Genomic DNA, 17,131 nt, shown 5'->3' with positions numbered 1-17,131 from the left:
AAGGAACGGTCGCTTCCTTTGTACTCACCCTCTCGGGCTTTCCTCCGGGCGCTTCCCTTCGGTCTTGCGTTTCCGACTCTATCAGATCCTTTCGGGCCTGATTCCCTGTCGGCGGGGCCTTTCGACATTCACTACGTTAGCCGATTCCCTCGCCAACTCATAATCGAGTTCCGCCGGCTCGAATTCGGGCGCGCGAACACGCCGAATTCGACCCCGCTGAGGGGTGATCGTCAGGTAGTGGGTTGGCCGCTTCCGGCTGCAGGCGAATGCCGTACCCGGTTCAAGCGGCTCGGGCTACGTTACGCACCTTCGCGGAGCGAGTCAACTTCGACGGCGGCGCGGCACATGGGCCCGGTACGGGCTCACGGTCGGATCGTCGCCGACCCAGAAGCGCCAGGGGTGGACACCGCCGTCACCCGCGACTCCGGTGCGCGGGCCGTTGAGGACCCGACCGGCGGACACCGGGGCACCCGTCACGATCCGCAGGGGCGTGTCACCGGGGGCGCACGCGTCCGTGCCGTTGAGGTCCCGGTCCACGTCCAGGGCCGTGGCCAGGCGGGCGGGGCCCTTGGCCAGTTCGTGCTCGGTGCGGGCCGAGATCCGGCGTTTGCGGGCGAGCTCGACGCCCTCCACGACCTCGCCGGCCCGGAGCAGGACCGCGCTCGCCCTGCCTTCCGGTCCGCACACCAGGTTCATGCAGAACCACATGCCGTAGGTGAAGTACACGTACACGTGTCCGGGCGGGCCGAACATCACGTCGTTGCGGGGTGTGCGGCCGCGATAGGCGTGGGAGCCGGGGTCGCCCGGACCGTCGTAGGCCTCGACCTCCGTGAGGCGCAGCGCGATCGGGCCGTCCGGGGTCGTGCGTACGAGGACGCGGCCCAGGAGGTCCGGCGCGACCTCGAGTACGGGGCGGTCGAAGAACTCCCTGGGCAGTGGCGTACGGTCCGGGGGCGCGATCATGGGGTACGAGCGTAGTCCAGACGGGTGGACGCCGAGGGGTGGCGAAGATTCGGCCGTCTTGCCAGGGTGTGAGGCGGAACCGGCCACGCCCGGATCGCGTTTGTAGGGATCAAGGGTCCACACGTAAGAGGAGAGTCATGGCGTTCAAGAAGCTGCTCGCGAGTCTGGGGGCCGGCGGAGCTTCGGTCGAGACCGAACTGACCGAGGTCAACGTCGTTCCGGGTGGCGTCGTCCAGGGCGAGGTGCGGATCCAGGGCGGGTCCGTGAACCAGAACATCGAGGGCCTGTCGGTGGCCCTGCGGGCGCGCGTCGAGGTGGAAGGCGGGGAAGAGGAGTACCACCAGAACATCGAGTTCGCCAAGCTGCAGCTCGGCGGTGCCTTCGAGCTCCAGGCGAAGGCCGTGCACTCGGTGCCGTTCGGGCTGGAGATCCCGTGGGAGACCCCGATCACGATGATCGACGGGCAGTCGCTGCGCGGGATGAACATCGGTGTGAGCACCGAGCTGGCGATCGCGCGTGCCATCGACTCCGGTGACGTGGACCCGATCAACGTGCACCCGCTGCCGGCGCAGCAGGCGATCCTCGACGCGTTCATCCAGCTCGGCTTCCGCTTCAAGAGCGCGGACATGGAGCGCGGTCACATCCGGGGCACGCGGCAGCAGCTGCCGTTCTACCAGGAGATCGAGTTCTTCCCGCCGTCGCAGTACCGGGGGCTGAACCAGGTCGAGTTGAGCTTCGTGGCCGACGCGCACGAGATGGACGTCGTGCTGGAGATGGACAAGAAGCCGGGGCTGTTCAGCGAGGGCAGCGACACCTTCCGGTCGTTCCAGGTGGGTCTGCAGGACTACCACGGGACCGACTGGGCGGCGTACCTCAACCAGTGGCTGTCCGAGGTCGGCAGCAAGCGCAACTGGTTCTAGGCTCGGACCTACTGAACGGATCCGATCAGGAGGTACCGAGGTGACCGAGCTCAAGAGGCGGCCGCTCCCCCACGACTTCCATCCCCCCGTGCCGTCGTTCACGGTGACGAGCGAGGACGTCGAGGAGGGCGCGACGCTCAAGAGCGCTCAGGTCCACGCGGAGGGCAACACCTCGCCGCACCTGCGGTGGGAGGGCTTCCCGCCGGAGACCAAGAGCTTCGCCGTGACCTGCTACGACCCGGACGCCCCGACGGGCAGCGGGTTCTGGCACTGGGTCGTGTTCGACATCCCGGCCTCGGTGACCGAGCTGCCGGTCGGTGCGGGCAGCGGCACGTTCGAGGGACTGCCCGAGGGCGCGGTCCAGGCCCGGAACGACTACGGGACGAAGGACTTCGGCGGAGCCGCTCCGCCGCCCGGGGACGGGCCGCACCGGTACGTGTTCACGGTGTACGCCGTGGACCAGGAGAAGCTCGGTCCGGACTCCGACACCTCCCCGGCCGCCGTCGGTTTCAACCTGCGCTTCCACACGATCGCGCGTGCCCAGCTCATCGGGGAGTACGAGGTTCCCGCGGAGGGCTGAGCAGGAGGAACGTTCATAGAACGTTTGCCCGCCCCTGGTCTTGGAATTGATCAGGGGCGGGCACTTTTTTATTGCGTTGTCCATCTCGGCGTGCCCGTCCAGAGTTGATCCGAGCCCGCCAGGGGGTGGGCCGGTGCAGACGGGAGGTGGGCTGGATGCGTGACACGCTGGTGCTGAACGCGAGCTTCGAGCCGCTGTCGACGGTGACCCTGAACCGGGCCGTGGTCCTGGTGCTGCAGGACAAGGCCGTCGTCGAGCAGGCCCACCCCGAACTGCGCATGCGGGGTGCCGCCGTGGACATACCCGCGCCCCGGGTGATCAGGCTGTGCCGGTACGTACGGGTGCCGTTCCGAAGACAAGCGCCCTGGTCGAGGCGGGGTGTCCTGGTGCGGGACCGGCACCGGTGCGCGTACTGCGGCAGGCGGGCGACGACCGTGGACCACGTGGTGCCGCGGTCGCAGGGGGGTCAGGACACCTGGCTGAACACGGTCGCGTCGTGCGCGGAGGACAACCACCGCAAGGCCGACCGGACTCCGGAGGAGGCGGGCATGCCGTTGCTGAGGCAGCCGTTCGAGCCGACGCCCGCCGATGCGATGCTGCTGGCGCTGGGGGCCGACGACGCCGCCTCGCTTCCTGACTGGCTGGCTCGCGACGTCGCTTGAGAGCTTCGGTGCTGAACAGCACTGTTCCCCGCGCTCCTTGCCGAGGGGCGCGGGGAACTTCGCTTTTCGGGGTGCCGTCAGTCGATCTGGGGCTTCTCCCGGCGCTCCGCGGCCGCGCCGCCGCTGCCGCTGCCGTTGCCTGTGGATCCGTTGCCGCCGGAACCGCCGCCCATGGGGCCGAAGTTGCCCATGGCACCGGACAGGCCCTTGAGGGCGTCGCCGATTTCGCTGGGGACGATCCAGAGCTTGTTGGCGTCGCCTTCGGCGATCTTCGGCAGCATCTGGAGGTACTGGTAGGACAGCAGCTTCTGGTCCGGGTCGCCGGCGTGGATGGCCTCGAACACCGTACGGACGGCCTGGGCCTCGCCCTCCGCGCGCAGGGCGGCGGCCTTGGCCTCACCTTCGGCCCGCAGGATCTGGGACTGCTTCTCACCCTCGGCGCGCAGGATCTCGGACTGCCGGACACCCTCGGCCTGGAGGATCGCGGCGCGCTTGTCACGGTCGGCGCGCATCTGCTTCTCCATCGAGTCCTGGATGGAGGTCGGCGGTTCGATGGCCTTGAGTTCGACGCGGTTGACGCGGATGCCCCACTTGCCGGTGGCCTCGTCGAGGACGCCGCGCAAGGCCGCGTTGATCTCCTCACGGGACGTCAGGGTGCGCTCCAGGTCCATGCCGCCGATGATGTTGCGCAGGGTGGTGACGGTGAGCTGCTCGATCGCCTGGATGTAGCTGGCGACCTCGTAGGTGGCGGCCCGGGCGTCGGTCACCTGGTAGTAGATGACGGTGTCGATGTTGACGACCAGGTTGTCCTGGGTGATCACCGGCTGCGGCGGGAACGGGACGACTTGTTCGCGCAGGTCGATGCGGTTGCGGATGGTGTCGATGAACGGGACGACGATGTTGAGTCCCGCGTTCAGCGTCCGCGTGTAACGGCCGAAGCGCTCCACGATGGCGGCGCTGGCCTGCGGGATGACTTGGATAGTCCTGATCAGGGCGATGAAGACCAACACCACCAGAATGATCAGGACGATGATGACCGGTTCCATCGTCGTTCCCCGTACCCTTCTCCGCCTCGGCGCCTATGGAAGATCTTGTGTCGTTGAAGATCTTGCTGGTCGAGTGTGACAGACCGTCGCGTAACTCGTGGGGTGTTCGGAGCAGTTGAGATCCAGTTGCGTCGAGCGAGGTCACATGATGATCGCCGTGGCCCCCTCGATGTCCACGACGTCCACTTCCTCACCCACTTCGTAGGCGCGGCCGGTGTCGAGGGAACGGGCCGACCACACTTCCCCCGCGAGCTTGATCCGGCCGCCCGATCCGTCGACCCGCTCCAGCACGACGGCCTGCCTGCCTTTCAGGGCGTCGATGCCCGTGGCGAGTTGAGGCCGCTCGGTGCGGTGCCGGTACGCGATGGGCCGTACGACGGCGATCAGGGCGACCGAGACGACGACGAAGGCGAGCACCTGGGCCACCACGCCGAAGCCGAGACCGGCGACGGCCGCCGCGGCGACGGCGCCCACCGCGAACATGCCGAACTCCGGCATCGCGGTCACCACGAGCGGGATTCCCAGCGCTGCCGCGCCGACGAGCCACCACACCCATGCGTCGATGTCGTTCACACGGTCATGGTAGGGCCGCGGTCGGGTCTCGGACAGGGCGCAAAAGCCCTCAGGACAGCGGCAGGCCGTGGGCCGTCCAGCGGTCGCCGACCTGCTCGACGACGAGCGGGAGACCGAAGCAGAGGGAGAGGTTGCGGGAGGTGAGCTCGAGTTCCAGGGGGCCGGCGGTGAGGACCTTGCCCTGCCGGATCATCAGGACGTGGGTGAAGCCGGGGGCGATCTCCTCGACGTGGTGGGTCACCATGATCATCGAGGGGGCGATGGGGTCGCGGGCGAGGCGGCCGAGGCGGCGGACCAGGTCCTCGCGGCCGCCGAGGTCGAGGCCGGCGGCGGGCTCGTCGAGGAGCAGCAACTCCGGGTCGGTCATCAGGGCGCGGGCGATGAGGGTGCGCTTGCGCTCGCCCTCGGAGAGGGTGCCGAACTTGCGGTCGAGGTAATCGCTCATGCCGAGGCGGTCGAGGAAGGCCCGGGCTCGCTGCTCGTCGATCTCCTCGTAGTCCTCCTGCCAGTGCGCGGTCATGCCGTAGGCGGCCGTCAGCACGGTCTGCAGGACCGTCTGGCGCTTGGGCAGCTTGTCGGCCATGGCGATGCCGGCGATGCCGATGCGCGGGCGCAGTTCGAAGACGTCGGTGCCGGGCTTGCCGAGGGTCTCGCCGAGGATGGCGGCGGTGCCCTTGCTGGGGTAGAGGTAGCTGGAGGCGACGTTGAGCAGGGTGGTCTTGCCGGCGCCGTTCGGGCCGAGGATGACCCAGCGCTCGCCCTCCTTGACCGACCAGGAGACCTGGTCCACCAGAGCCCGGCCCTCACGGATGACGGATACGTCCTGAAGTTCCAGAACATCGCTCATGAGCGCGTTGTCTCCCCTTGCAGTGTGACCAGGTTTCGGCGTCTCGGCGGTCGCGTGCGCTTTGTGGCACAGCCCTTTAGGAAATCTACGCCACCGGTCGGCCGGTCCCATCCATCGGTCCGGTCCTTAGGGTGGGGGCATGCTCACGGAACCGCGTTCAGGACGCCTTGCCGCTTGGGGAAACGCCCTTCTGGCCGGACTTGTCTCTCCGGACGACGCCGTGGCGGCGATCGTCGGCGACGACGCCGTGCACCGGGTGGAGGGGTTGCCCGGCGAGTCGGGGCCCGTCGGACTGACCCTCGCGCTGGGGCGGCTGCGGGCGCTCGGGGTCACGGGGCTGCGGGTGGCGCTGCCCGCGCCCGGGCATCCGCTGGGGCTGAGCGGGCCGCCGGAGTTCAACGTTCGGGCGCTGGAGGCCGGGGAGGCGGTGATCTGTTACGGCGCCGCGTTCGGGCTCGTGCCGGAGGTGTACGAGGCCGGGCCCGACGGTGATCTGCATGTCGAGGTCGTCTGGCGCTGCCTGCCGGTGCGGGAGGCGCCGCCGGCCGACGTTCCGTCGCTGGGCGAGGCCGAGCGGGAGCTGGCGGAGGCGTTGCGGGAGGCGACGGAGGTCCTCTCGCGGTTGGACGTCGCCGGGGCGGGTCCGGTGGCGGAGGCGGCGATCGACGCGTACCGGGCGCGGGCCGAGAGCGGCCGGGAGGTGCTGGCGCCGGGGTATCCGCCGCGGGCGGTGCGGGTGCTGGAGCTGGCGCGGCGGGTGGGGCTGCTGGTGTCGCTGGCGTGCGAGCGCGGGCACGGGGGTGCGGTCAGCGCCGGGGAGATGGCGGCGCGCTCCCAGGCGCTGCGGCCGGTGGAACGAACGGCTCGACGGGCGCAGGTGGCGGCGTACAACGCCGTCGTGGAGGAGCGGGAGCGAAGGTGAGCCGGGGCGGCGCACCGGGCGGACCGACAGGGGGCGGGCCGAGAGCGGGGCGGACCGACAGCGGGGCGGACCGACAGCGGGGCGGACCGACAGCGGACGGCCGGCTTGGGCGCCGCCCGCCGGGGCTCCACCGGCCTGGGGGCCTGGGCGCCGCCGGCCGGGAAGCGGCCGGCTCCGTGACCGCGGTGCGCGGGCGGGCGGGCGGGCGGTCATCATGTGTGGGGCCGCGGGGGAGGTGCACGCGGTAGCGGCGGTCAGCCGCCGGGGAATGCGGGCGGTCGGTGTGCCGGAGGCAGGCCGTCGAGCTGAACGCCGCCGCGCGGAAGCGGGTGGCGTCGGCGGCCGGGCTTGGGCCCGCGCCCGGTGGCTGCGCGGGCGTGACGCCGTGGGGCGGGTGGCCTCCCGGGTGGGGCCTGGGAGGCCGGAGATCAGCGATCGTGTGCGGCGGGTGTCAGTGGTTGGCGCCCAGGTTGCCGAAGGCCGGGTTCAGCGCGCCGACGACGTTCACGGTGTTGCCCACCACGTTCACCGGCAGGTGCACCGGGGCCTGGACGACGTTGCCGGACAGGACGCCCGGGGAGCCCTTGGCCTCGCCGCCGGCCCACGCGCCGTCGGTGGCGGAGGCCAGTCCGGAGCCTGCGGCGACCAGCCCGCCGGCCACCATCGTCACGGCCACTGCCTTCTTCAGGTTCTTCACTTACTACCCCTCCTGGTGACTGCCGCGGCAGTCACCGCGGCACGCACTGGAGAACGGCGGAGGCTCCCGGAGGATGCGCCAGGTGGGGGACATTCCCACGACAGTATGAATCTCAGTCCGGAGCGGAACCGTCGGCCACTCCATGACGTACCGCCCACAGTGCGGCCTGGGTGCGGTCGGCCAGGTCGAGTTTCATCAGGATGTTCGAGACGTGCGTCTTCACCGTCTTCTCGGACAGGACCAGGGCACGCGCGATCTCCCGGTTCGAGCGGCCGTCGGCTATCAGGCCGAGCACCTCGCGTTCCCGTTCGGTGAGCGAACCGGCCCTTCCCTGGCCCGGGCCGGCGTCCTCCCGGGACAGCAGGACGTCGGCCACCTCGGGCTGGAGCAGGACGTGTCCGGCGTGTACGGAGCGGATGGCGCCGGCCAGCGCGTCCGGATCGATGTCCTTGTAGACGTAACCGGCGGCTCCCGCGCGCAGGGCGGGGACGACCGTGCGCTGTTCGGTGAAGCTGGTCACGACGATCACGCGCGCGGGATTGCCCAGCTCGCGGAGTCTGCGGAGCGCCGCCACGCCGTCCATCCCGGGCATCTTGACGTCCATCAGCACGACGTCGGGCCGCAGCTCCTCCGCGCGGGCCACCCCGTCGGCGCCGTCGGCCGCCTCGCCCACGACCTCGATGTCCTCCTGCACCTCCAGGAACGTGCGCAGGCCCCGCCGGACGACCTGGTGGTCGTCGACGACCAGCACCCTGATCGCGTCAGCCACCGGGAACCTCCATCTCGACCGTGGTGCCCTTGCCGGGCGCCGACTCCACGGCCAGCGTGCCGCCGACCCCGCTCGCCCGGTCACGCATGGACACCAGGCCCAGGTGGCGCCCCGCGCTCCGTACCGACCGCGGGTCGAATCCCCGGCCGTCGTCCGTGATCCGCAGCGCGGCTCCGCAGCCGCGCCGGCCCACGGTCACGTCGACGTGCTCGGCGCCGGAGTGCCGCAGGGCGTTGTGCAGGGCCTCCTGGGCGACCCGCAGCATGGCCTCCTCCTGGGCCGCGGGCAGGGCGCGGAAGCCGGCGTTGGTGAAGGTCACGCGTGCGGTGTGGGCGCGGTCGAGGACCTGGACCTGGGTGCGCAGGGTGGCCACGAGCCCGTCCTCGTCGAGCGCGGCGGGCCGCAGTTCGACGACGGCGGCGCGCAGTTCCTCGGCGGCCTCGGCGGCGAGCACGGCCACCTGCTGCAGCTCGCCCTTGGCGCGGGAGGGGTCGCGGTCGATGAGCGCGGTGGCGGCCTGGGCGGTCAGGCGCAGCGAGAACAGTTTCTGGCTGACCGCGTCGTGCAGCTCGTGGGCGAGACGGGAGCGCTCCTCGGCGATCGTCAGTTCGCGGCTGCGTTCGTACAGGCGGGCGTTGGTGAGGGCGATGGCCGCGTGCTGGGCGAGGATGGCCAGGAGTTCCTCGTCCTCTTCGGTGAAGCCGCAGCCGCCTTGCGGCTTCGGGCAGTCCTTGTTGGCGAGGAACAGCGCGCCGATGGTCTCGTCGCCGTCGCGGATGGGCAGGCCAAGGAAGTCGGACAGTTCGGGGTGGGCGGACGGCCAGCCTTCGAAGCGGGGGTCCTCGCGCACGTCGGCGAGTCGCTCGGGGCCGGCCTCGTGCAGCATCGCGGCGAGGATGCCGTGCTGGCGCGGGAGCGGGCCGATGGCCTTCCACTGCGCGTCGCTGACGCCGTCCACCACGAACTGGGCGAAGCCTCCGTGGTCGTCGGGGACGCCGAGCGCGGCGTACTGCGCGCCGAGCAGCTCGCGGGCCGAGGCGACGATCGTCTTGAGGACGTCGCGCACCTCCAGATGCCTGCTCATGGCCAGCAGCGCGGAACTGACCGCCGCGAGACCGGACCGGGGACCTCGACTCATGTCCTCACGGTACCGGCGGGGTGTGACAGCCGGATCGGACCGGCGACGGCCACCGCCCGGGCCCGTGGTCCTAGGCCGGAGGTCTCCCGGTCCGCGACGTCGGCCGGAGGATCCGCGGCGGCCTGTGGAGCCTGCTGCGGGCCGGGGACCCGCTCGTGGTGAACACCTCGCCGACGCCGGCCGCCGCCGTGGACGGGCGGATCGGGCGCGCGTGGTGGTGCGCTTCTCCGCCCGCCCACACGCCCGCCCGCCCACACACACGCGCGCGGGCGTGCGGGCGGGCCCGCAGGTACATGGGTGGCCGCTGCCCGGGGGCGGGCGGCGTGCTCGGGCCGCTGCGGGAGCACGGGGGTCCGTCCGCTGCTCCCGCGCGGAGCGGGAGCAGCCGCTGTCCGCGTGCGGGCCGTCGCCGTGGGGACGGCGGCGGTGCGGGCCGCGGAGCCGGCGGCCCGCAGTGGCGGCTCCCGCCGGGGACTCCTCACGCAGAGCATTGCGGGCGCAACTTCTTGTGAGACCAGCGCGCGGCCGGTGTGACGCCGGGCACAGGGCGCACGTCACGTACGAAGGGCGGTAGGAGACCAGGCCCGCCTCCATGAGCGGGAAAGACACCCCGTTCTGTCCCGCTTTACCCACACCTGATCCACTACCTGGGATCGTACGTCACACCGTTGCCACAGAATTTTGCGGCCGCTAAGAATTGCTCCCGTCGCTCAGCGCCGCGATTTCCCCCGCGGCCCTAGTGCGGGGCGGACCCCTGTCCCCCGCCGGACTCAGAGCGATTTCCGCGCTATTCGAAGAGGTCCGTCTGCCATGCTCGAAAACACCCCTGTTCGTGGTCTCAGTCGTGTGCTCACCCGGCACCACAAGGTCGCGCTGAGCGGTGTCGCCGCCCTCGGCGCCGCGGCCCTCGCCTTCACCGCGGTGCCCGGCGGGTCCGGGACGAAGACCACGAGCGAGGCGGATTCCACGGCACGTGTGGCCTACAGCTCCGAGCAGATCAAGGACGTCCGGGCCAGCGTCACCGACCAGCTGGCCGGCGCCAGCCTGAAGGCGGAGGCCATCAGGGCCAGGGCGCAGGCGAAGGCCGAGGCCGCCGCGAAGGCGAAGGCGGACGCGAAGGCCAAGGCCGACGCTCGGGCCGCCGCCCGGAAGCAGGCCGCCGCCGAGGCCGCGGCCAGGAAGAAGGCCGAGGCGGCGCGCAAGGCGGAGGCCGCGAACCGGTCCGCCCGGCGTCCCGCGATCGAGTCGGTGGCCGCGAAGACGTACGCCAACAACCTCGACGGCTGGATCAGGCATTCCCTGGACATCATGAGATCCAAGGGCATCCCGGGCAGCTACAGCGGCCTGCACCGCAACATCATGCGTGAGTCCTCGGGCAACCCGAACGCGATCAACAACTGGGACATCAACGCCATCAACGGCATCCCGTCGAAGGGCCTGCTGCAGGTGATCCCGCCGACCTTCCGGGCATACCACGTCCCGGGCACGTCCTGGAACATCTACGACCCGGTCGCCAACATCACCGCCGCGGCCAACTACGCGGCCCACCGGTACGGCTCGATCGACAACGTCAACAGCGCGTACTGAGGTCACCGAGGTCAGCGCGGACCTCGGTACATGACGCCGAAGGGCGGCACCTCCTGACGGGTGCCGCCCTTCGGGGCCGTACGGGCCTCGCGGGCCCTGACCGCTGTCGCGCCGCTACTTGCGCATGACCTCGGGCTCGTGGCGGCGCAGGAAGCGGGCCACGAAGAAGCCGCAGACCACGCCGAGGGCGATCAGGGCGAGCATGTCCACGCACCAGGTGCCGACGGCGTGCTCCCACAGCGGGTCATTGCTCTCGCCGGGCTTCGGCGGGGCGATCTTGTTGAAGTCCAGCGTGGCACCCGCGGCGGCGACCGCCCAGCGCGACGGCATCAGGAACGAGAACTGGTTGACGCCGATCGAGCCGTTCAGGGTGAACAGGCAGCCGGTGAACACGACCTGGATGATCGCGAACATGACCAGCAGCGGCATGGTCTTCTCGGCCGTCTTCACCAGCGAGGAGATGATCAGGCCGAACATCATCGAGGTGAAGCCCAGGGCCATGATCGGCACGGAGAGCTCCAGGATGGTGGCGCTGCCGAACACCAGGCCCTGCTCCGGGATCTCCCGGTTGAAGAAGCCGATGGCGCCGACCAGGCCGCCCTGGAACACGGTGATCGCGCCGAGCACGAACACCTTGGACATCAGGTACGCGCTGCGGGACAGGCCGGTCGCGCGTTCCCGCTCGTAGATGACCCGTTCCTTGATCAGCTCTCGGACGGAGTTCGCGGCGCCGGCGAAGCAGGCGCCGACCGCGAGGATCAGCAGGACCGTGGTGGCCGTGCCGTTGGGGATGATCCGGCCGGTCTGCGGGTTGAACGGGTTGGGCAGCAGGCTGTTGCCCGAGTCGATGAGCAGGCTCACCGCGCCGAGGACCGCCGGCAGGATCACCATCAGTGCCAGGAAGCCCTTGTCGGACGCGATCACCGCCACGTAGCGGCGCACCAGCGTGACGAACTGCGACATCCAGCCCTGCGGCTTGGGCGGCCGCATCCCCTGCATCGGCGGCACCTGTACGGACTGCGGCGCGACGGCGTCGATGTCCGCGGCGTACATCTGGTAGTGCTGCGAGCCCTTCCAGCGCCCCGCCCAGTCGTAGTCGCGGTAGTTCTCGAAGGCGGAGAAGACATCGGCCCAGGTGTCGTAGCCGAAGAAGTTCAGTGCCTCCTCCGGCGGGCCGAAGTAGGCGACCGCGCCGCCCGGCGCCATCACCAGCAGCTTGTCGCACAGCGCCAGCTCGGCGACGGAGTGGGTGACGACGAGGACCGTGCGGCCGTCGTCGGCGAGACCGCGCAGCAGCTGCATGACGTCGCGGTCCATGCCCGGGTCGAGACCGGAGGTCGGCTCGTCGAGGAAGATCAGCGACGGCTTGGTGAGCAGCTCCAGGGCGACGGAGACGCGCTTGCGCTGGCCGCCGGAGAGGGAGGTGACCTTCTTCTCCTTGTGGATGTCCAGCTTCAGCTCGCGCAGCACCTCGTCGATGCGGGCCTCGCGCTCGGCGGCCGTGGTGTCGGCCGGGAAACGGAGCTTGGCCGCGTACTTGAGGGCCTTCTTGACGGTCAGCTCCTTGTGCAGGATGTCGTCCTGCGGGACCAGACCGATGCGCTGGCGCAGCTCGGCGAACTGCTTGTACAGGTTGCGGTTGTCGTAGAGGACGTCGCCCTGGTTGGCGGGCCGGTAGCCGGTGAGCGCCTTCAGCAGGGTCGACTTGCCCGAGCCGGACGGACCGATCACCGCGATCAGCGACTTCTCGGGGACGCCGAAGGAGACGTCCTTCAGGATCTGCTTGCCCCCGTCGACCGTCACGGTCAGGTGGCGGGCGGAGAAGGACACCTCACCGGTGTCGACGAACTCCTCGAGGCGGTCGCCGACGATCCGGAACGTCGAGTGGCCGACGCCGATGATGTCGGTGGGGCCCAGCAGCTGCGAGCCGCCCTTGGCTATCGGCTGGCCGTTGACGTAGGTGCCGTTGTGCGAGCCGAGGTCGCGGATCTCCAGGCGGCCGTCCGGCGTGGCGTGGAACTCGGCGTGGTGCCGGGAGACCTGCAGGTCCGAGACGACCAGGTCGTTCTCCAGGGCGCGGCCGATGCGCATGACGCGGTCCAGCGAGAACTGGTGGAACGTCGTCGGGCTGCGGTCGCCGTAGACCGGCGGCGCCCCCGCGCCACCACCGGGACCCTGCTGCGACGGAATCGGCGCGGCCTGTTGCGGCGTGGCCTGCGGCTGCTGCCAGCCGGCCTGCTGCGGCGCCTGCTGCGGCGTCTGCGGGGCCCAGCCCGGGTTCGCCCCCTGGGCTGCGTACGGCTGCTGCTGCTGCGGCTGGGCGACGGCCGCCGCCGCGCCGGAGACGTTCAGGCGTGGGCCGTCCGTCGCGTTGCCGAGGTTCACCGACGCGCCGGGTCCGAGTTCCAGCTGATGGATCCGCTGGCCCTGCACGAACGTGCCGTTGGTGCTGCCGTGGTCCTCGATGACCCAACTGCGGCCGCTCCAGCTGATCGTGGCGTGACGCCAGGACACCCTGGCGTCGTCGAGCACGATGTCGCCCTGCGGATCGCGTCCGAGGGTGTAGGTCCTGGACGCGTCGAGCGTCCAGGTACGTCCATTCGATTCCAGTACGAGTTCCGGCACTCCATGCCCCACTGAGTAGTCCCCCGAGTTACCCCCATCACAGGGAGTCTAGGGATGTCGAACATCGTCGGGAACTATTTCAGGCTCCGCCCCCTGACCGAAAGCCGGGCCTTGTGAAAAGCACGCGCTTACGCAACGGCTGGTTCCGTTGACGGGGTGGAAATCGACCCGGAGAGTGGTAATCCACGCGAGGGGGACATGCGCGGCCACCGGGCCGCGCCGCGGATCGGGGGGGTCTGTCGTTGAGCACGTCGTCGAGCACGTCGTCGAGCGTCGAGAGCGCGGAGTACGGCAGGAGGGTGCCGTGGGCCGACGTCCTGTTGTCCGCGCTCGCGGCCGTGAGCTGGGCGTTGATCGGGATGGCGGGCACGGCGGCGCTCGGACTGCACCTGCTGGAGGCCGACTCGGCGGGCTCGCTCGGGCCGATGACCGCGGCGGTCGTGGCCCTCGGGGCGGGGGGTTCGATCACGCCGTCCGGTGATGTGTCCGCGTTCGGCCTGAAGGGCGCTGAGGCCCACACGGCCGTCACGATCACGCCACTGGGGGTCAGCCTGGTCGGGGCGCTCCTGCTGTCGTGGTTCTTCCTGCGGTCCCTGCGCGCGGCCGGCGTCGTGATCGCGCCGGCCGAACTGCTCGCGCGCGCGGGCACGGTGGTCGCGCTGTTCGTCGCGACGCTGGGCGGACTGGCCTGGGCCGGTCACGACGTCATCACGATCGACGGCGGCTCGCTGGGCCTCGGCAAGCTGCCCACCGGAGCCGGCGGGGGCATCAGCATCCCCGGTCTCGGCGACCTCGGGGACCTCGGCGGGCTGCTGCCCGACAACGTCGGCAACCTGATCCACGCGAAGGCGGCCGTGGGCTTCACCGTCGACACGGCGCCGACGCTGCTCGGCGGGCTCGGCTGGTCGGCCGGGGTCCTGCTGATCGCGCTGCTGGCCTCACGCCGCACCCCCCTGCCGCGCGGCTGGCAGGCGGTGCACCGCGTCGTGCGTCCGGCCGTGTCCGCCCTCGTCACCGTGCTGCTGGCGGCGGTGGTGGCGGGCCTCGCGGCGGCGGCGTACGCGGCGATCGGTGACGACCATCCCCGGCGCATCGCGGGCGCCGCGCTGCTCGGCGCGCCGAACGGCGCCTGGCTGGGCTTGCCGGTCGGCCTGTTCCTGCCGTTCGACGGCAGGGCGACCGGCGAACTCGCCCGGCTGCTGCCCGATCCGCTGGACGACCTGCTCACCGCGAGCACCGACCAGCCGGTGACGCTGGGCCGGCTGGCGGAGCTGGACGGCCGGGTGTGGCTGCTGGCCGTCGCGGCGGCGGTGACGATGCTGCTGGCGGGTGTGCTGACCGCGGTGCGGACGCCGGTGGCGGGCGGACCCGCGGGCGAGCCGGGGGCCGCCGGGTTCGCGGGGCGGTGCGCGCTGCGGCTGGGCATCGCCACGGCGGTGGCGCTGCCGTTGCTCGCCTGGCTGACTGAGGTGTCGGTGGACGCCTCGCTGTCCGTGCTGGGCTTCGACGCGTTCGGCGCCGGGATCTGGCTGCACGGGCGGCTGGGGACGGCGCTGCTGCTGGGCGCCCTGTGGGGCGCGGCAGCGGGGGCGGCGGGGGCGCTGCTGGCGTGGGCCGGCGGGGCGGCGGGGCGGCGTGCGGCACCTCTGGCTCGCGCGGTCGCGCCCGTGGCGGAGGCTGGACGACCGGCCGCAGGGGCGGCAGGGGTCGGTGGGAGTGATCCGGAGGTCCCGGAGGTCCCGGAGACGGGCGGCGTCGGCGGCGGGGCCGGGGACGCGGGCAATGGCGTCGACGGCGAGGGAGTCTCCGGTGCGGCCGTCTCCGGGGCCGTCTCCGGTGGTGGGGCCGGGCCGTACGAGCCCGGTGTGCCGTACCGGCCGCCGAACCCCGCCACCAACCCCTACCTGCTCGTACCGGACGAGCTGCGGGAGCCGGAGGACGCGCGGCCGCCGGACGGGCCGGGGCCCTTCCAGGGCGCACGCCACGGCGGCGACCGGGGAAGCGCACGGCCGGCCGACGGCGACGCGCGGAACCCCGACGGTCCGCCGCCCGCCGAGCCGGACGTGTACGGCGCCCCGACCGTGGTGCGGCACTTCGGAGCCCCTCCCCCGCGTCCCCCGCGCCCTCCACGGCAGCCGTCCGAGCCGGTGTCCGGGCGGGACGCGGGGACGGGACCGGCACCGGGATCCGCGCCGGAGGGGCCGCCACCGCCGCCCCCTCCGGGAACCCCTCCGAGGAAGCCTCCGAAGGCCCCTCCGAGGAAGCCGAAGACGGACCGGTGAGCCGGTGCTCGCGGGGTGCGGGGCCCGGTCGGCCGTACGCGGCCGGCGGCGGTGCCCCGGCGGCCCCGCCGGGCGGTCGCGGCCGGTGGGCAAGGTGCCGGACACCCGGCCGGCACCCACTGTTCGCTGTCCGCCAGGCGGACCTCAGGGGCGGAGGGCACTGGGTGCCGGATACGGTGGATACACCATGAGCGCTTCGCAGACCTCGTCCTCTGACGTCCCCACCCTCCTCGTCAAGATCTTCGGCAAGGACCGGCCGGGCATCACGGCCGGCCTCTTCGACACCCTCGCGGCCTACTCCGTCGACGTCGTCGACATCGAGCAGGTCGTCACCCGTGGCCGGATGGTGCTGTGCGCGCTCGTGACCGAGCCGCCGCGAGGGCTCGAAGGGAACCTGCGGGCCACCGTCCACAGCTGGGCGGAGTCCATGAAGATGCAGGCGGAGATCCTCTCCGGCCACGGCGACAACCGGCCGCGCGGTCTCGGGCGTTCCCTGGTCACCGTGCTCGGCCACCCGCTCACCGCGGAGGCGACGGCCCAGGTCGCCGCGCGGATCACCAAGGCCGGCGGCAACATCGACCGGATCTTCCGGCTCGCCAAGTACCCGGTCACGGCGGTGGAGTTCGCGGTGTCCGGCGTGGAGACCGAACCCCTGCGCACGGCGCTGGTGACCGACGCGGCGGCACTCGGTGTCGACATCGCGGTGGTCGCCGCCGGACTGCACCGGCGGGCCCAGCGGCTCGTCGTCATGGACGTGGACTCGACGCTCATCCAGGACGAGGTGATCGAGCTCTTCGCCGCGCACGCCGGCTGCGAGGACCGGGTCGCCGAGGTGACGGCCGCCGCGATGCGCGGAGAACTGGACTTCGAGCAGTCGCTGCACGCGCGCGTGGCGCTGCTGGAGGGGCTGGACGCCTCGGTGGTGGACAAGGTGCGCAGCGAGGTGCGGCTGACGCCGGGTGCGCGCACGCTGATCCGGACGCTGAAGCGGCTCGGCTACCAAGTCGGTGTCGTCTCGGGCGGGTTCACGCAGGTCACGGACGATCTGAAGGAGCGGCTCGGCCTCGACTTCGCGCAGGCCAACACCCTGGAGATCGTCGACGGGAAGCTGACCGGGCGGGTCGTCGGGGAGATCGTGGACCGGGCGGGCAAGGCACGGCTGCTGCGCCGGTTCGCCGCGGAGGCGGGCGTACCGCTGGCGCAGACGGTCGCGATCGGCGACGGCGCCAATGATCTGGACATGCTCAACGCGGCCGGTCTCGGGGTCGCCTTCAACGCCAAGCCGGTGGTCCGGGAGGCGGCGCACACCGCGGTGAACGTGCCGTTCCTCGACACGGTCCTGTACCTGCTGGGCGTCACCCGCGAAGAGGTCGAGGCGGCGGACACGCTCGACGAGCAGTGAAACGTTCCGTGAGCGGCGAGGGGCCCGGCACCGTGACGGTGCCGGGCCCCCCGGGGCGGGGGGCGGGTCACGGGGGGGGTGAGCGGGGGGGGCTCTACTCGGGCGGCGCCCAGTGTGC

15 protein-coding genes are annotated in these 17,131 nt (G+C 71.5%); 7 read left to right on the top strand and 8 right to left on the bottom strand.

Annotated features, from left to right (window positions below):
* Nucleotides 1–321: 321 nt before the first annotated feature.
* Nucleotides 322–963: a DNA-3-methyladenine glycosylase gene (locus ACH4ZX_RS39545; protein ID WP_398283651.1), complete on the bottom strand. Its 642-nt coding sequence runs from the start codon at nt 961–963 to the stop codon at nt 322–324.
* Nucleotides 964–1,100: 137 nt separating this feature from the next.
* Here ACH4ZX_RS39545 and ACH4ZX_RS39540 point away from each other — a divergent pair, with 137 nt between their 5' ends.
* From ACH4ZX_RS39540 to ACH4ZX_RS39530, 3 genes are all read left to right on the top strand, one after another.
* Nucleotides 1,101–1,883, top strand: coding sequence for a sporulation protein (locus ACH4ZX_RS39540; RefSeq protein ID WP_398283649.1), 783 nt, complete (start codon nt 1,101–1,103; stop codon nt 1,881–1,883).
* A gap of 40 nt (nt 1,884–1,923) precedes the next feature.
* Nucleotides 1,924–2,463, top strand: coding sequence for a YbhB/YbcL family Raf kinase inhibitor-like protein (locus ACH4ZX_RS39535; RefSeq protein WP_360760154.1), 540 nt, complete (start codon nt 1,924–1,926; stop codon nt 2,461–2,463).
* A 155-nt stretch (nt 2,464–2,618) separates the two neighbouring features.
* Complete coding sequence (locus tag ACH4ZX_RS39530; protein WP_324785356.1) at nt 2,619–3,125, top strand: HNH endonuclease; 507 nt, start codon at nt 2,619–2,621, stop codon at nt 3,123–3,125.
* A gap of 77 nt (nt 3,126–3,202) precedes the next feature.
* Here ACH4ZX_RS39530 and ACH4ZX_RS39525 read toward each other — a convergent pair whose 3' ends face one another.
* The 3 genes from ACH4ZX_RS39525 to ACH4ZX_RS39515 all read right to left on the bottom strand — a co-directional run bounded on the left by ACH4ZX_RS39525 (nt 3,203) and on the right by ACH4ZX_RS39515 (nt 5,591).
* Nucleotides 3,203–4,171, bottom strand: coding sequence for an SPFH domain-containing protein (locus ACH4ZX_RS39525; protein ID WP_398283646.1), 969 nt, complete (start codon nt 4,169–4,171; stop codon nt 3,203–3,205).
* Nucleotides 4,172–4,312: 141 nt separating this feature from the next.
* Nucleotides 4,313–4,744 carry an NfeD family protein gene (locus ACH4ZX_RS39520; RefSeq protein WP_398283644.1) on the bottom strand — a complete coding sequence of 144 codons (432 nt, stop codon included), beginning with the start codon at nt 4,742–4,744 and terminating at the stop codon, nt 4,313–4,315.
* 49 nt (nt 4,745–4,793) lie between these two features.
* The gene (locus ACH4ZX_RS39515) at nt 4,794–5,591 is read right to left on the bottom strand and encodes an ABC transporter ATP-binding protein (RefSeq protein WP_398283642.1); all 798 of its coding nucleotides are present in this window, start codon (nt 5,589–5,591) and stop codon (nt 4,794–4,796) included.
* A 139-nt stretch (nt 5,592–5,730) separates the two neighbouring features.
* Here ACH4ZX_RS39515 and ACH4ZX_RS39510 point away from each other — a divergent pair, with 139 nt between their 5' ends.
* The gene (locus tag ACH4ZX_RS39510) at nt 5,731–6,513 is read left to right on the top strand and encodes a hypothetical protein (RefSeq protein ID WP_398283640.1); all 783 of its coding nucleotides are present in this window, start codon (nt 5,731–5,733) and stop codon (nt 6,511–6,513) included.
* A 451-nt stretch (nt 6,514–6,964) separates the two neighbouring features.
* On the opposite strand, the gene ACH4ZX_RS39505 is transcribed toward ACH4ZX_RS39510, so the two are convergent.
* The 3 genes from ACH4ZX_RS39505 to ACH4ZX_RS39495 all read right to left on the bottom strand — a co-directional run bounded on the left by ACH4ZX_RS39505 (nt 6,965) and on the right by ACH4ZX_RS39495 (nt 9,117).
* Nucleotides 6,965–7,210: a chaplin gene (locus ACH4ZX_RS39505; protein ID WP_398283638.1), complete on the bottom strand. Its 246-nt coding sequence runs from the start codon at nt 7,208–7,210 to the stop codon at nt 6,965–6,967.
* A 112-nt stretch (nt 7,211–7,322) separates the two neighbouring features.
* Entirely contained in the window at nt 7,323–7,979 is a 657-nt protein-coding gene (locus tag ACH4ZX_RS39500; protein WP_398283636.1) for a response regulator, read from the bottom strand.
* A complete protein-coding gene (locus tag ACH4ZX_RS39495) occupies nt 7,972–9,117 on the bottom strand; it encodes a GAF domain-containing sensor histidine kinase (RefSeq protein ID WP_398283634.1) in 1,146 nt (381 codons plus the stop codon). The genes ACH4ZX_RS39500 and ACH4ZX_RS39495 overlap by 8 nt, the downstream gene beginning before the upstream one ends.
* 810 nt (nt 9,118–9,927) lie before the next feature.
* Between ACH4ZX_RS39495 and ACH4ZX_RS39490 the strand changes: the two genes are divergently transcribed.
* Entirely contained in the window at nt 9,928–10,704 is a 777-nt protein-coding gene (locus tag ACH4ZX_RS39490) for a transglycosylase SLT domain-containing protein (protein WP_398283633.1), read from the top strand.
* A gap of 114 nt (nt 10,705–10,818) precedes the next feature.
* Here ACH4ZX_RS39490 and ACH4ZX_RS39485 read toward each other — a convergent pair whose 3' ends face one another.
* Nucleotides 10,819–13,329 carry an FHA domain-containing protein gene (locus ACH4ZX_RS39485; protein WP_398283632.1) on the bottom strand — a complete coding sequence of 837 codons (2,511 nt, stop codon included), beginning with the start codon at nt 13,327–13,329 and terminating at the stop codon, nt 10,819–10,821.
* Nucleotides 13,330–13,688: 359 nt separating this feature from the next.
* On the opposite strand from ACH4ZX_RS39485, the gene ACH4ZX_RS39480 reads away from it, so the two are divergent.
* A complete protein-coding gene (locus tag ACH4ZX_RS39480) occupies nt 13,689–15,611 on the top strand; it encodes a streptophobe family protein (RefSeq protein WP_398283653.1) in 1,923 nt (640 codons plus the stop codon).
* A gap of 187 nt (nt 15,612–15,798) precedes the next feature.
* Nucleotides 15,799–17,013: a phosphoserine phosphatase SerB gene (serB, locus tag ACH4ZX_RS39475; protein ID WP_398283630.1), complete on the top strand. Its 1,215-nt coding sequence runs from the start codon at nt 15,799–15,801 to the stop codon at nt 17,011–17,013.
* Nucleotides 17,014–17,131 lie beyond the last annotated feature (118 nt).

This window comes from Streptomyces sp. NPDC020490, assembly GCF_044335305.1.
GTDB lineage: Bacteria > Actinomycetota > Actinomycetes > Streptomycetales > Streptomycetaceae > Streptomyces.
The sequence above is the reverse complement of the archived record's forward strand: the minus strand, read 5'-3'. Positions and strand labels throughout refer to the sequence as shown.

Excerpts from the sequence above, each read along its gene's own strand:
- ACH4ZX_RS39545 (WP_398283651.1), bottom strand. The coding sequence starts at position 963 with ATGATCGCGCCCCCGGACCGTACGCCACTGCCCAGGGAGTTCTTCGAC.
- ACH4ZX_RS39540 (WP_398283649.1), top strand. The coding sequence starts at position 1,101 with ATGGCGTTCAAGAAGCTGCTCGCGAGTCTGGGGGCCGGCGGAGCTTCG.
- ACH4ZX_RS39530 (WP_324785356.1), top strand. The coding sequence starts at position 2,619 with ATGCGTGACACGCTGGTGCTGAACGCGAGCTTCGAGCCGCTGTCGACG.
- ACH4ZX_RS39525 (WP_398283646.1), bottom strand. The coding sequence starts at position 4,171 with ATGGAACCGGTCATCATCGTCCTGATCATTCTGGTGGTGTTGGTCTTC.
- ACH4ZX_RS39515 (WP_398283642.1), bottom strand. The coding sequence starts at position 5,591 with ATGAGCGATGTTCTGGAACTTCAGGACGTATCCGTCATCCGTGAGGGC.
- ACH4ZX_RS39510 (WP_398283640.1), top strand. The coding sequence starts at position 5,731 with ATGCTCACGGAACCGCGTTCAGGACGCCTTGCCGCTTGGGGAAACGCC.
- ACH4ZX_RS39495 (WP_398283634.1), bottom strand. The coding sequence starts at position 9,117 with ATGAGTCGAGGTCCCCGGTCCGGTCTCGCGGCGGTCAGTTCCGCGCTG.
- ACH4ZX_RS39490 (WP_398283633.1), top strand. The coding sequence starts at position 9,928 with ATGCTCGAAAACACCCCTGTTCGTGGTCTCAGTCGTGTGCTCACCCGG.
- ACH4ZX_RS39480 (WP_398283653.1), top strand. The coding sequence starts at position 13,689 with ATGGCGGGCACGGCGGCGCTCGGACTGCACCTGCTGGAGGCCGACTCG.
- serB (WP_398283630.1), top strand. The coding sequence starts at position 15,799 with ATGAGCGCTTCGCAGACCTCGTCCTCTGACGTCCCCACCCTCCTCGTC.